This is a genomic window from Moorena sp. SIO1F2, assembly GCF_010672755.1.
Lineage (GTDB): Bacteria > Cyanobacteriota > Cyanobacteriia > Cyanobacteriales > Coleofasciculaceae > Moorena.
In genome coordinates this window covers 1-13,772 of the sequence record NZ_JAAHFV010000170.1, presented here as the reverse complement: position 1 = coordinate 13,772, position 13,772 = coordinate 1, and the positions used below count along the sequence as shown (strand labels likewise).

Sequence of the window (13,772 nt, the reverse complement as noted above, 5' to 3'; positions counted from 1 at the left end):
GATTGTATTAACCAAAACCAATCAATCCTTCCCCTGATCAACCCATAAGTTACCCATAAGTTACCCATAAGTTATATCCCTTCCCTGATTACGAGTTTGGTTGATGTAGTGATAGGTTGGATAGTATTCGCACCAGTCTGATGATGGTAAGATTTGAGCAAGGGGGGTGTTTGATCAATCGCGAAAATGCCAAGCACGCCAATAAAGGAAGTAAACAAGGGAGGCGGATTGTTTTAACCAATTAATATTACAAGTAAGTAATATGACAATTTCGGCACTTCGCTAAATTTAGTAACTGACTAATAATTATGACCTGTGACTATCTTGCTTGATAAATTCAAATTTATCAAGTTAACTGTCCTAAGGTGGTGGTATTAATTAGCAATTAAATAGCGATTAAGTAGGGATTAACTAAGTTATGATTACTTGAGGTGATTGGTGTAGGTTATTGGTTGAGTGGGAGCATATAATCGTGAAAGCTGTTGGGTGGCATAGTAACTGGTTGTGGAAAATTTTTTCTCTAGTTGGAGAAATTTATTTAGGTATAGCAATACTATATCCTGTCCATGTTGCTAAGGCTGATTCTATTATACCAGCCGCAGATGGAACGGGCACTAGTATTACAATTGATGGCAATGATTTGACGGTTGACGGCGGTACATTTTCCGGAGATGGATCAAATTTATTCCATAGTTTTGAAAAACTTGGTCTGAATGCAGAACAGACAGTTACGTTTCTGTCTAATCCCCAAATTCGTAATATTGTGGGTCGGGTGATTGGAGGTGAAGCGTCAATTGTTGACGGGTTAATTCGGGTTGTTGGCGGTAACTCAAATTTAGTTTTAATGAATCCAGCGGGATGGGTGTTTGGTGCTAATGCTCGGTTGAATGTCCCAGGTGATTTGACCGTAACAACAGCGAATCGGATTGGGTTTGGTGAAGACAATTGGTTCACTAGCTTTGGGTCAAATGACTATCAAACTTTAATCGGTAATCCGAAGACTTTGGCCTTTGACTCGAATCAACCAGGGAGTATTATTAATGCTGGTAAGCTGGAAGTACTAGAGGGGAATAATTTAACCGTAATCGGCGGTAGTGTGATTACTACTGGAAACGTAAGTGCTCCCAACGGAACGGTTACTCTGGCTGCTGTAGATGGTGCTAATTTAGTTAGGATTAGCCAACCAGGACACCTATTAAGTATAGAAATTGAATTACCAACGGAGGCTGATGGGGAGCAGCTACCATTTACACCTCAGGATTTACCAACCTTGTTGACCGGGGGAGTTGAAGGGTTACAGACACCGATTGTGGTGAAGCCAGATGGGAAAGTAGAGCTTGCGGATTCTGGTTTACCAATAGAAAGGGGTGATGTGGTGGCTCGGGAGGTAAACGCTAAGACTGCTACACTCTCAGCTGCTAATAATCTGACTTTAGTCGAAAGCCAGCTATTTACTACTGGGGATTTGAATCTGTTGGCTGGCAATACAGTGCGATCGCATGATACTCTAGCGCGCCCCTTTATTGCTGAAGCCCTCGGCAATTTATCCATCCAGGGGAATCAAGCCATCGAGATTTCAACCTTCAATAATCAGGCTAGCGGTTTCTTCTCTGGTGGAAACATGGTACTGCGTTCCGCTAATCCCATACAAGGAAGTACTCGCTATCAAACAGGGGCTAGTTTTCGGATCGAGCAATTAGATGGTAGTCCAGGGAATTGGATTAGTCCTGATGATTCCATCATTCTAGCAAATGGTGATGTCAGTCTAGGCAACTACCAAGGCGCTTCCTTACATATTTTAGCAGGGGGTAGTGTTACCTTAGGCGAGATTGCGATTAATCCTAGTGATGACCCTAATCCTAAGATTAGTCCCACCAACTCCGATCCTTTTCTGGCTAATCTCGCTAATGTCCCTGTCTCTGACCAAAGCAATTTGGTGATTGATGGTGCTAATCAGCCCACCTTAGATATTAGAGCTGGGATTGATTGGACACAACTAGGAGGAATTCCAGGAAACACCTCAGGTAATCTTGTTCCTGATTTTAGTAATACTGTTATCAGTAATTTCACCAGTGCAGATATCAAAGTTAGCGATATTACCGTAGCTCGGGATGGATTGGTCAGGTTAACCAATCAGTATCTGCCTAATACTGCATTAACCACTGGTGCAATTCAAGTTGACACCATTAAGACCGGTGGTTTAAGTAATAGTAATGATAATCCTAATTCCCCACAAATCCTGATTGACTCTCGCAGCACTATCGAAGTCACTAAGAATAATCGCTTGGATACTTCCAGCAATAATACTGGTAGCGGAGGGGATATTACCCTGATTGCTGATGGCAATAGTAAATTACCTACAAATCAACCTACTATTCAAATTCCTAGCATCGATTCATTGGGTGGGGAGAGTGCTGGTAATGTTACTTTAATTACCAGAGGTGGTGATACCTTCATCAATAGTGGGGGTAGCGGTATCAATGCTGATTCCGCATCGGGCAATGGGGGAGCGATCGCAATTACAGCTACTAACGGTAACATTACTATCAAAAATCCCATCAACAGCCCCAGCACTCTAGTTATTGATACCGATGGTCAAGTCAGTCTCGGCAATCCCGACCAACCCTTACAAGTCAGTAAAATTAAAGATGTTTTGATTACCGCTGGCGGGATTGAAGTGATTTCCCAGTTGATGGCTGAAAGCATCACTATCCAACCAAAAGACCCTAATACTACTTTGGGCATAGGGAAAGATGCTGGTGGCACCTTCCAAATCACCACAGCGAATTTGCTCAATAATCTCGCTCTAGGCACTTCCGGTACCTTAACCATTGGCAATCCTGAATTTACCGGTGATGTAAGAATCCGCAACTTTGACCTGAGTCAGGCCAATCTCAATGTTATTGTCAGAGGCGGGGATATTCACTTTCTCAGCAGTGACACCAATCCTGCTGTCCAACTCGCTAATAATCAGACAGCTCAATTTATCTCTGCTGGTACCATCTTTGATAATCTGGGGACTGAAGTAACCATTGATGGGGAACAAGGGGCAGTTTTATTCGATGCTGAAAATGGATTTAGCTACGCCGATGCTAATGGTATAGATGTTCAAGTCAAAAATATTGCTGCTATTACCCGTAACAGTGGCGATATTATCCTTAACCTCCAACACCCCAATGCTGTGATTACTACCGTGGCTGGTGTGAATGGGATTAGCGCTGCTAATAATGGCAACATTAGTCTCGGACAAGATATACCTGGTGCTATCACTATTGATCAACCCATCCGTGCTCAGGGCTCAGGCAATATCTCAATTGGGGAATTCAACACTAATCAAATCAATCTCAATAGCAGTGTGACATCTGGCAGTGGTAACATTAGTTTCCTCAAACCCCTTAATCTTGGTAATACTAGTGCTAATATTAGCGCTATCATCAGCAGCACTAGCGGTAACATCACTTTTGATGGCACTGTTGACGGTAATCAAGACCTGAGTGTTAATGCTGGCACTGGCACCATTGAGTTGAATCAGGCAGTGGGCAGCACTATTCCCCTAGGAGATATTACCCTAACTGCTGATGAAATTAACCTTAACGGTACAGTCCAAGGGAATGCCACCATTACGTTAGAACCATTCAGCGCTGATCAAGCGATCGCAATTGGTGGCAGTGATACCGGCAATTCATCAACCTTAGCACTAACTTCCCAAGAAATCAACCTCCTGCAAGATGGCTTTACTGCTATCACTATCGGTAATCTTAACAGTAGCGCTAACATCACCATTGCTGAAACTGGGGTCACTTTCCAAGACCCAGTAACCATTCAAGCCCCAGCCGGGTCAGGTGCCATCATTGGCAATGGCACAATTCAAGGCATAGACAATGCTTCGATTACTCTAGAGGCCAATCAAAGCATTGCAGTTGGGAACATTATCACCAATGGCTCCGATATTAAGCTTACCGCTAGCAATGGAGAGGTATTCACCGATGACCTCAACACCTCTGGTATCAGTGGTGGTAATCTGCTGATCGATGCCTCCACTACCATCAAGACTGAGCTAATTAATACTAGCGGTAGTGTTGGGGATGGCGGAAATGTGCTAATCGACCCGATTGGGGATGTGGAAGTTAGTGCGATTAATGCTCAAGGGGGAGAAAACGGTAGTGGTGGTGATGTGGATATTACCGCTGGTCGATTTTTCCGAGCTACCGATACTTTTAGCGATCGCAATCAGACCACAGCTAGTATTTCCACTAGCGGCGGAGTGGCAGGAGGGTCGGTCATCATCCGACATAATGGCGGAGCTAGTTCCATACCCTTTACCGTAGGGGATGCTACCCTCAATGGTACTGCTGGAGCCATTACCACTGGCATCGACAATGCTATTTTGCCAACGCAACGGTTTCTGGAGTCCTATACTCAGGGGAATTTTACCAGTCAGATTCAACTGATTACTCAGCTAATTACTCAGTCATCTCCTAATACTAGTAATAATACTAGTAATACTGAAGTAACCAATAGTGAGCCAGATTTACCTGAGTTACCACAGGAAATACTCCCAACAGTGATGATAGAAGAAACTGAAGCATTGTCCAAAGAAATGCTAGTCTATCAACTAGAGGATTATTTTACCAGTCAAGTCACCGGTCAAGCCACCAGTCAAGCCACCGAAGCCACCGGTCAAGGGGAGTCATCTGTTCCTGAAATTAAAACAGCAAAAGACATTCAAACAGAACTCAAGGAAATTGAAAACGTTACCGATGCTAGACCGGCACTGATCTATGTCTTTTTTCGGAATTATGGAAATTTACCAGGACGAGACGTTGTCTTGAAAACCGAATTCCTCAACATCAATCCCAATGTAATTGTAGAGCCAAAGCCTAATGCTCCGTTGGAACTGGTATTGGTAACTAGCCAAGGCAACATGATCTACAAACGGATTGCTAATACCAGCCGGGAGCAAGTGTTAGCCTTAGCTGAATCATTCCGGGATAGTGTAGCATCTCCCAGAGCAGGGGTGTTTCGACCAGAAGACTTAGCTAAATCTCAACAACTCTATCAATTACTGATTAAACCCCTCCAGAAGACATTAGATGAACAAAACATCAATAACTTGGTGTTTGTGATGGATAAAAGCTTGCAGTCTCTCCCCTTAGCAGCACTCCATGATGGCAAAAGCTTTATTGTGGAAAAATACAGTGTTGGTTTAGTCCCTAGTTTGAGCTTGACCGATACCCACTATACCGATGTCAGAAATGCGCCAGTGCTGGCGATGGGTACAGCAAAATTTGACCAGCATCGAGACTTACCCTATGTGCCCAAACTAATCCAGCATCTTGTGGATACTTGGTCAGCTAAAGCCCTAGAAAACGACAACTTTACCGTGGCTAATCTTCAGGATGAAATTAATCATAAATCCTTTAATATCCTTCATTTAGGAACCCATGGTAAATTTCGGTCTAATGCTAGTGATTCCTACATTCAGTTCGGAAAAAAACGGTTAGGATTAGGAAAATTTGAAACCCTAGGATTAGAGCAACCACCGGTAAATTTATTGGTTTTAAGTGCTTGTGATACCGCCCTTGGCAATGAACAGTATGAATTAGGATTTGCTGGATTTGCCTATCAAGCCAAAGTGCAATCGGTTTTAGCTAGTTTGTTAGCAGTGCCTCAAAATGGAACGTTTAAACTCCTGAAGTCATTTTATGACCATTTAAATATAGTTCCTAGAAAAGCAGAAGCCTTAAGACTAGCTCAAGTCGAGATGCTTAAGGATAACAGTAATAAGAAACTATCCCATCCTTACTATTGGGCATGGTTTACTATTGTGGGGAATCCTTGGTAGTTTTAGAAGGGAGTAGGGAGTAGGGAGTAGGGATTAGGGATTAGGGAATCGGGAGTAGGGAGTCGGGAATCGGGAGAAGAGTGTGGGAAGTGTGGGAAGTGTGGGAAGTGTGGGGAGGGTGGGGAGAGGAGAGAGTATCAGTATCTAAATGCGATGGATTGCTTTTGCTATCAATTCTATGTTTACATCTCAACTAGAAATGCTATATAGATGACATGCTTGAACAAATTGGTAACAATTGAGGTTGGAAGCGATCGCGCCCCGCGTGACCATTCGCGTAGCGTGGCCTTTTGGCCAAGGTCAATCGCATTTATCCTCCCCACTCTCCCCATCTCCCCACACTTCCCACACTCTTCCCTACTCCCTACTCCCTACTCCCTACTCCCTACTCCCTACTCCCTACTCCCTACTCCCTACTCCCTACAGCTGACGTAGCAGTTAAGGCACCTACAGCTAATAGACCTAATACAGTTGTTGGTTCAGGAACGGTAGCCGAGGCTCCGTCATAAAACACGGTAATGTCAAAGGTCACATTTTGATCAGCTTCTCGAAAAGCAAGAACTGCCTCACCAGGAGCAACACTTCCTGAGGTTAGCAACAGTTTTTTCATATCCTTAGAGAAGATGAGTTCGCTGAAAATATCAGAAATACTTTCCTTACTCCAGGCTGCATCTTCTTCAGCAGGAATTGTGTAGAGGATACTGGTTAAGGTCTTGTCGATGTTATTTTCAATTACTACTCTACGCCCAACATCTGTGGTAATGGAATCCCCAGTTTCACAAAAAGGAAGACAAAGTTGGGCAGTAGGTTCCTCACCAACGGGGGGCTTAACAACTACATTTTTAACTAGTGTAATTGCCTGGGCTGCACTAGACATTGCCACAGTCATCAATGCTGCTGATGCTGTAGTCATAGCTAATTTTTGAGCCATCCCTTTGGTGACAGCTAATGATGATGATAATTCAGCCATCTAAATCCCTGATTAATTTTCCTAGGTCATGCTACCAAACAATCTGGACATTTTTTATAAATTTTTGATAAACTTATCATGAAGCTTATCTTCAAGATTGTGAAGGCTTTTAAGAATTGAGCTTGTAGGAATTCAGCTCAGAAGCGAACGCGCCCCGCGTGACCATTCGCGTAGCGTGGCTCAAAGGCCAAGGTCAATCCCATTCATCTCGCCCCGACTCCCGACTCCCGATTCCCTACTCCCTACTCCCTACTCCCTACTCCCTACTCCCTACTCCCTACTCCCTACTTATGGATACAAACGCCGCTGAATTACAAGAAAAAATTCGCCAACAATTTGATTTTGGCCCCTATCCCAGAATTCCCATCGACCGCTCCCCAAAAAAGCAGCTAAGCTTACTTTATTTCCATAATTTAATTACTCCCTATTATTTAAGAAATCACCAAGTCATTAATCCAGACCAGAAAGTTATATTAGATGCTGGCTGTGGCACTGGATACGGCACATTAACCTTAGCAGAAGCTAATCCCGGAGCCAAAATTATTGGGATTGATATCTCGGAGCAGTCTCTGGATTTAGCCCGTAAACGCTTAAGCCATTATGGATTTGAAGAGGCAGAATTTCATCAGCTTTCTATTTATGACTTACCTAGCACTGGTTGGGAATTTGATTATATTAATTGCGACGAGCTACTGTATTTATTTCCTGATCCAGCCGTTGCCATGAAAGCCATGAAAGCGGTTTTGAAGCCTGAGGGAATTATTCGCAGCAATCTACACAGTAAGCATCAGCGTCATTTGTATTTTCGAGCTCAAGAAGTCTTCCATGTGATGGGATTATTTGATGACAATCCCGAAGATATGGAAATTGAAATTGCTTTAGATACGATGAAAGCGTTAAAAAATCATGTTGAACTAAAAGCTAGAACATGGGATATTAAATATGAGGGAGAAGACGGAAAAGAGAGAGTTTTAATGAACTATCTTTTCCAAGGGGATAAAGGCTACACTATTCCTGATTTATTCGCTGGCTTAAGAGAGGCTAATCTAGAATTTATCAGTATGGTTCATTGGCGACAATGGGATTTAATGAGTCTATTCAAAGAACCAGATAATTTGCCAGTGTTTCTAGCCATGAGCTTGCCAGATATTTCTGTGGAAGACCGACTGCATTTGTTTGAGCTATTACATCCTGTTCATCGGCTCCTGGATTTCTGGTGTGGACACCCGGACCAAGGCCAATCCTTTACCCCAATTTCCGAGTGGACAATGTCCGATTGGCAGAAGGCTAAAGTACATCTCCATCCTCAGCTGAATATACTAGACGTTAAACAAGACATGCTCAAAGCTATTACTGAATTACAGCCTTTTGAAATCAGTAGGTATCTGCCAGTGAGTGGAGTTCAATCTCTGGTAGACAGTGCCGTTGCCTCTTGTCTATTACCTCTATTCGATTCCCCTCAGTCGATGCCATCTTTAGTAAAGCGATGGCAGAGATTGCGCCCAGTAGATCCGGTAACCCTGGAGTCAATATCTGATCAGAAGGCGTTTGATACGGTGAAAGAGGCATTGATGGGATTGGAGAATTATGGATACGTATTGGTTGAAGGTTTGGAGGTTGAAGGTTGAAGGTTGGTAGGTTGAAGGTTGGTAGGTTGAAGGTTGAAGGTTAGTTTGTTGTAGGTTAGTTTGTTGAAGGTTGAAGGTTAGTTTGTTGTAGGTTGAAGGTTCCCGATTCCCGATTCCCGATTCCCGATTCCCGATTCCCTACTCCCTACTCCCTACTCCCTACTCCCTACTCCCGATTCCCGATTCCCGATTCCCGACTCCCGATTCCCTATTCCCTACTCCCTACTCCCTACTCCCTACTCCAACAGTCCCGCATCGATTCCTAGTGCCTCAAGTTGTTCCGGACTAAGAGCCTTCAATTGGGCTACCAACTGTTGCCGCTTTTGTTGCTCCTGCTGGACTTGAGCCTCCGCATACGCTGCTCGCTCCTGGCCAGTCAGTAATAGATTTCCCTCTCGATCCCACCATCGCAACCAAGGTTGTTCCGCTAGACCGAGATACGTGCCTCGCCACACCCCTAGTTCTACATTCATTCTATTAATGGGATAGTGGTTACGCTCGTTGGGACTCAGGCGCTCGTAGGTGCCATCTTCCCAGTGGTACACTTCCAACTCCCCGGTATTGATCATAAATATACCGTAATAGGGAATGCGAATAATTTTCTCGTATACCCAGAATTTACCTGGTTTTTGAACCTTGCCATCTACTGCTTGCAACGGTGTTTGATCCCGTTCTTCGGTTCCTGTACCCGATGCAAACTCTAGGGCAATCAAAGGTGTTATATATTCCCGCCACAGTACATAAGAGCGTCTAATCTGGCCATCCAGTCGGGGCGGCACGTCAGGCACATAAAACCAATCCGGGGCTTCTGCACCTTTTTCGGGGGGGTTAGTCTCCCGCCAGTAAATCCCACAATCTTGACCGATGGCATAGCGATTGTCCGGGTGAAGCTCTTGCAAGACCGGCTCTATGGAGTCAGTCAGAAGAATGCTTTGGGGATGTTTCTGAAAGTTGTTGACAAAAGTTCCATCAGATTCTGGCAATTGGGTATGGTCTGGAAAAGGGCGCAGTTGTTCGTCAATGGTGGTGTTGGACTGAACCATAGCTCGAAGGTGTTGAGAATTTATGGGAACTTGTGTTGTTAGCTATCAGCTATCAGCTATCAGCCGTCAGCTTGTAGGGTGGGCAAAAACACTTTGGTAGTTTGCAGTAGTCTAGATCATAGAATTTTGCCCACCAGTGCTGGTTTATGTGAGATTTGCGTTCGCGAAGCGTGACCAAAGGTCAATCCCATTAATCTACAGGACTTACGCGGTTAACTTGATTTCGCCCCCCTAGCCCCCCAATTTTGGGGGGAAATTGAGTTAAAGTCCCCCAGAATTGATACCGTTGGCGAAATTAATATTTGTTTACACAAGAGTAGCAGATGGGTAACTTTAAGTTCATGCTCCCCCAGAATTGGGGGTTGGGGGGCTATAAAGACTGCTGTCTTCAGGCTGATATTACTAAATGTTAAATTCGCCAGCAGTATCAATTTTGGGGGGAAATTGAGTTAAAGTCCCCCAGAATTGGGGGACCCACGGGGGCAAATGCGTAAGTCCTAATCTAAAAGTTGCTTACTATAGCAATCTTAATGAAAACCAGACCGATTCATCCGTTGGTGGTGGGCAGTGCTTACTTTAGCTATCGGTTGCTGATCTGATCTTGCTGATCCACTGCCCACCCTACATCTATATCTACATCTACTCTCCCGACTCCCGATTCCCGACTCCCGACTCCCGACTCCCCACACCTCAAAAAATTTTTTCCCCTAGATGATATGAAAATTGAAACAAGTGGGTAAGTTAAGTCTAGAAGAAAACAATTCATAAGCATTCAGCTATCAGCGGTCAGCGATTAGCGCTACGCGCACGCTACGCGAACAGCTTTCAGCTTATGGGTGATCACAGGCTGGAAGCCTGTGCCACATTACTTGACTTTTGAATAAAATAAGCTGACCACTGACCACTGACCACTGACCGCTGAATACTTACAACAAATCAGCATCCCACACCTCCAGAAAGACTTATGAAAACTGATCTAAAAGTTAAACTGCTACAGCACCTGACCCAGAAAAAGCAAGACGAAGGTTTTACTCTAATTGAACTACTGGTTGTAATCATCATTATTGGAATTCTATCCGCTATTGCTCTGCCTTCTTTCTTGAACCAAGCGAATAAGGCCAAGCAGTCAGAAGCTAAAACCTATGTAGGTTCCATGAATAGAGCTCAGCAAGCTTACTACCTGGAAAACGATGAATTTGTAACTGAAACTACTAATTTTGGTGAGTTAGGTCTTGGGGTTGCCACACTGACTCAGCACTACATTTACGGGCTAAAGGACGGAGGTAACCCGACAGCAAGCGTCTCTAACTATGCAGACCCAAGAGATAAGGGCACTGAGAACATTGATGATAAATCTTCGCTCAAGGCATATCAAGGCGTCGTAGCCTTAGGTGAGATAGAAGAGACCAGTGAAGCCACCACGTTGGCTGTATTATGTGAAGCTAGAAAAGCTGTGGCAATTAATGGTATAAAGGGTGTAGATGCAGATGCTACTCTTGATGCAAACGATAATCCCACGTGCGTTAACCCAACCGACTGGAAGCAGTTATAAGGTTTTAATACTTATAGTAAAGCCTTGCTGAGAAGACTTTTCATCGCCGGAAATCAAGTATTTACTTAGAGTGGGTAGCACCGTCTACCCACTTTGTTTTATGGAAATACTTCAGTGGACAATTACGCTAATGATGTTTTAAATAGTATTAGAAAATGGGGTGATATCTTTAATTTAAATAGCAAAAAAATATGACTAACTGGCAGCAACAAGCGGAGCACTATCTAATTCAGGGAAACTACAGTAAAGCCGCAAGTTTATACGAACAGGCGATTGAAGCAGAACCGGATGTGATCGCCTACTACTGGCATTTAGGGTTACTGTTCCTCTTGCAGGGTCAAGAGACAGAAGCCCAAACCACATGGCTGCTGGTGATGGCGGAGGCGGAGTCAGAGCAATTAGAGACGTGGACTGAGGAACTGCTCCAGGTGTTGCAAACGGAAGCTGAGCGCAGGCAGGAGTTAGGGGATGATGCCCTAGCCTGGGCAATCCGCCAGCATATGCGGGAAATTTGCCCCACGAACCTGACTAATCTCTTGGAAATTATTGCCCTCAGCATCAAGCTAGAAACCTTTAGCGGTGATGACTTGACGGAGCTGGGGGTGATTGAACTGCTAAAAACCCAGCCAACGGTAGAATGCAATCAGCAATTACAGGACTTACGCAAGTGCCCCCTAAATCCCCCAATTCTGGGGGACTTTGAGTCAACAACCCCCCAAAGTTGGGGGGCGAGGGGGGCAGGAGACTTTGAGTCAACAACCCCCCAAAATTGGGGGGCGAGGGGGGCAGGGGACTTTGAGTCAACAACCCCCCAAAATTGGGGGGCGAGGGGGGCAGGAGACTTTGAGTCAACAACCCCCCAAAATTGGGGGGCGAGGGGGGCAGGGGACTTTGAGTCAACAACCCCCCAAAATTGGGGGGCGAGGGGGGCAGGAGACTTTGAGTCAACAACCCCCCAAAATTGGGGGGCGAGGGGGGCAGGAGACTTTGAGTCAACAACCCCCCAAAATTGGGGGGCGAGGGGGGCAGGAGACTTTGAGTCAACAACCCCCCAAAATTGGGGGGCAGGGGGGCAAAAGCAACTAAACTTCGTAAGTCCTAAATTATTAAAAGATGTTTTAGAGCAGATACTAGAAGCCCAACCATTGCATCCAGCCTCCCTAGCATTCACCGAAGCTTGCTTAGCTTACCTGCCTAATCCTGAGGTTTGGTTCTGGCCGTTGCTGTCAGCCTGTATGAAAATTGGTCATACTTTAAAGCAACCGACCATTGCTGCTAGTTTTCTGGAACGTTATCGCTCCTTAAATCTTCAGAATCCTCATAATATAGAAATATTAAGACATCTCGCTACCTTTTATCAAGATGCTCGTAATTATGACCAGGGCATAGAAACCGCTAAGTTGTGCTATTCCTTATCGGAATCCTTACCAGACAAAATCTCCGGAATTAACTTGGTACTGCGGGGGATAATGAATGCGGGGGGCTATTGGCAGGAGGTGTCTGCGGCTTGCCAGACCCTAGAATCACTGCTGGTTTCACTAATTAAGGAACAACCAGCTAACTTGTCTGATGTTGAGACTCTGCGTTTGCTTACCCCATTCTTTTCTCTGGCTCATTTTCAGGACGAGCCTAGCCATTTTAGACCAATTTTGAATCAAATCGCTGAGGTGTTTCAGAGGAATATTCGGGTTTATGCCAAGGAAAGAGCGGAGTGGTATGGATCTGTTAATAAAGGGAGCAGGGAGCAGGGAGCAGGGAGCAGGGAGCATGGATCCCCCCTCCTTAATAAGGGGGGAATTGAGGAGGGAGCAGGGAGTAGGGATTATGGATCCCCCCTCCTTAATAAGGGGGGAATTGAAGAGAGAGGAAAAACTACCAGACCCTTAAAAGTCGGATACTTGTCAGGTTGTTTAAGACGGCATTCGGTGGGCTGGCTAGCTCGTTGGCTGTTTGAGCATCATGACCGCGATCGCTTTCAACTTTATGGCTATTTCCTAGACTACAAGCTAGTAAAGGATCACCTCCAAGAATGGTATATCAATCAAGTAGACCATCCTCGCAAATTAGGGATTCATGTTTTAGAAGCGGCTGAGCAGGTTTATCAGGATGAACTGGATATTTTAATTGACCTAGATAGCATCACCCTGGATCTCACCTGTGCAGTCATGGCTCTGAAACTGGCACCAGTACAAGTGACGTGGCTAGGGTGGGATGCTTCAGGATTACCTGCCATTGATTACATGATTGCTGACCCCTACGTATTACCGGATTCCGCTCAGGAGTACTATTCCGAGAAAATCTGGCGCTTACCCCAAACCTATATTGCTGTGGATGGGTTTGAAGTGGGTGTACCGAGCTTACGTCGGGACCACCTGGATATTCCCAACGATGCCACCATTTATCTCAGTAGTCAGAAGGGATACAAGCGCAATCCCGATACCACAAGGCTGCAAATGAAAATTATCAAAGCGGTCCCCAATAGCTACTTTTTGATTAAAGGCAAATCTGACCAAGACTCGATCAAACGGTTCTTTAACCAGATTGCGGAAGAAGAAGGGGTAGAATGCGATCGCCTCCGGTTTCTACCAGAAGTACCTACGGAAGCGGTTCATCGTGCCAACTTAGGCATTGCGGATGTGGTACTAGATACCTATCCCTACAATGGAGCCACCACTACCCTGGAAACCCTCTGGATGGGTATTCCCCTAGTCACCCGAGTGGGAGAACAGTTTGA

General features: G+C 44.9%; 9 protein-coding genes. 6 read left to right on the top strand and 3 right to left on the bottom strand.

Features of this window, described 5'->3' with window-relative positions; genetic code table 11:
• Nucleotides 1-472: 472 nt before the first annotated feature.
• Nucleotides 473-5,845, top strand: a complete 5,373-nt coding sequence (locus F6J94_RS19520; RefSeq protein WP_293043500.1) for a CHAT domain-containing protein — start codon at nucleotides 473-475, stop codon at nucleotides 5,843-5,845.
• A 40-nt stretch (nucleotides 5,846-5,885) separates the two neighbouring features.
• Here the strand turns inward: F6J94_RS19520 and F6J94_RS19515 are convergent, their stop codons facing one another.
• A complete protein-coding gene (locus tag F6J94_RS19515; RefSeq protein WP_293043498.1) occupies nucleotides 5,886-6,038 on the bottom strand; it encodes a hypothetical protein in 153 nt (50 codons plus the stop codon).
• Between the two features lie 51 nt (nucleotides 6,039-6,089).
• Here F6J94_RS19515 and F6J94_RS19510 point away from each other — a divergent pair, with 51 nt between their 5' ends.
• A complete protein-coding gene (locus F6J94_RS19510; protein WP_293043496.1) occupies nucleotides 6,090-6,275 on the top strand; it encodes a hypothetical protein in 186 nt (61 codons plus the stop codon).
• Here F6J94_RS19510 and F6J94_RS19505 read toward each other — a convergent pair.
• The gene (locus F6J94_RS19505) at nucleotides 6,252-6,815 is read right to left on the bottom strand and encodes a PEP-CTERM sorting domain-containing protein (protein ID WP_293043494.1); all 564 of its coding nucleotides are present in this window, start codon (nucleotides 6,813-6,815) and stop codon (nucleotides 6,252-6,254) included. The two genes, F6J94_RS19510 and F6J94_RS19505, sit on opposite strands and share 24 nt — an antisense overlap.
• A 290-nt stretch (nucleotides 6,816-7,105) precedes the next feature.
• Here F6J94_RS19505 and F6J94_RS19500 point away from each other — a divergent pair, with 290 nt between their 5' ends.
• Together F6J94_RS19500 and F6J94_RS19495 are read left to right on the top strand one after the other, a co-directional pair.
• Nucleotides 7,106-8,443 carry a bifunctional 2-polyprenyl-6-hydroxyphenol methylase/3-demethylubiquinol 3-O-methyltransferase UbiG gene (locus tag F6J94_RS19500; RefSeq protein WP_293043502.1) on the top strand — a complete coding sequence of 446 codons (1,338 nt, stop codon included), beginning with the start codon at nucleotides 7,106-7,108 and terminating at the stop codon, nucleotides 8,441-8,443.
• A gap of 92 nt (nucleotides 8,444-8,535) precedes the next feature.
• The gene (locus F6J94_RS19495; RefSeq protein WP_293043492.1) at nucleotides 8,536-8,709 is read left to right on the top strand and encodes a hypothetical protein; all 174 of its coding nucleotides are present in this window, start codon (nucleotides 8,536-8,538) and stop codon (nucleotides 8,707-8,709) included.
• Here the strand turns inward: F6J94_RS19495 and F6J94_RS19490 are convergent.
• Nucleotides 8,680-9,486 (bottom strand): Uma2 family endonuclease, encoded by an 807-nt coding sequence (locus F6J94_RS19490; RefSeq protein WP_293043490.1) that lies wholly within the window; start codon nucleotides 9,484-9,486, stop codon nucleotides 8,680-8,682. The genes F6J94_RS19495 and F6J94_RS19490 overlap by 30 nt on opposite strands.
• 964 nt (nucleotides 9,487-10,450) lie before the next feature.
• Here F6J94_RS19490 and F6J94_RS19485 point away from each other — a divergent pair.
• Together F6J94_RS19485 and F6J94_RS19480 are read left to right on the top strand one after the other, a co-directional pair.
• Nucleotides 10,451-11,038 carry a type IV pilin-like G/H family protein gene (locus F6J94_RS19485; protein ID WP_293043488.1) on the top strand — a complete coding sequence of 196 codons (588 nt, stop codon included), beginning with the start codon at nucleotides 10,451-10,453 and terminating at the stop codon, nucleotides 11,036-11,038.
• Between the two features lie 191 nt (nucleotides 11,039-11,229).
• Nucleotides 11,230-13,772 (top strand): hypothetical protein (locus F6J94_RS19480; RefSeq protein WP_293043486.1); only part of this gene is annotated, 2,543 nt, incomplete at its 3' end.

What these genes read in the sequence shown, in the direction of transcription:
- F6J94_RS19505 (WP_293043494.1), bottom strand. Translation starts at nt 6,815, where the DNA reads ATGGCTGAATTATCATCATCATTAGCTGTCACCAAAGGGATGGCTCAA.
- F6J94_RS19500 (WP_293043502.1), top strand. Translation starts at nt 7,106, where the DNA reads ATGGATACAAACGCCGCTGAATTACAAGAAAAAATTCGCCAACAATTT.
- F6J94_RS19490 (WP_293043490.1), bottom strand. Translation starts at nt 9,486, where the DNA reads ATGGTTCAGTCCAACACCACCATTGACGAACAACTGCGCCCTTTTCCA.
- F6J94_RS19485 (WP_293043488.1), top strand. Translation starts at nt 10,451, where the DNA reads ATGAAAACTGATCTAAAAGTTAAACTGCTACAGCACCTGACCCAGAAA.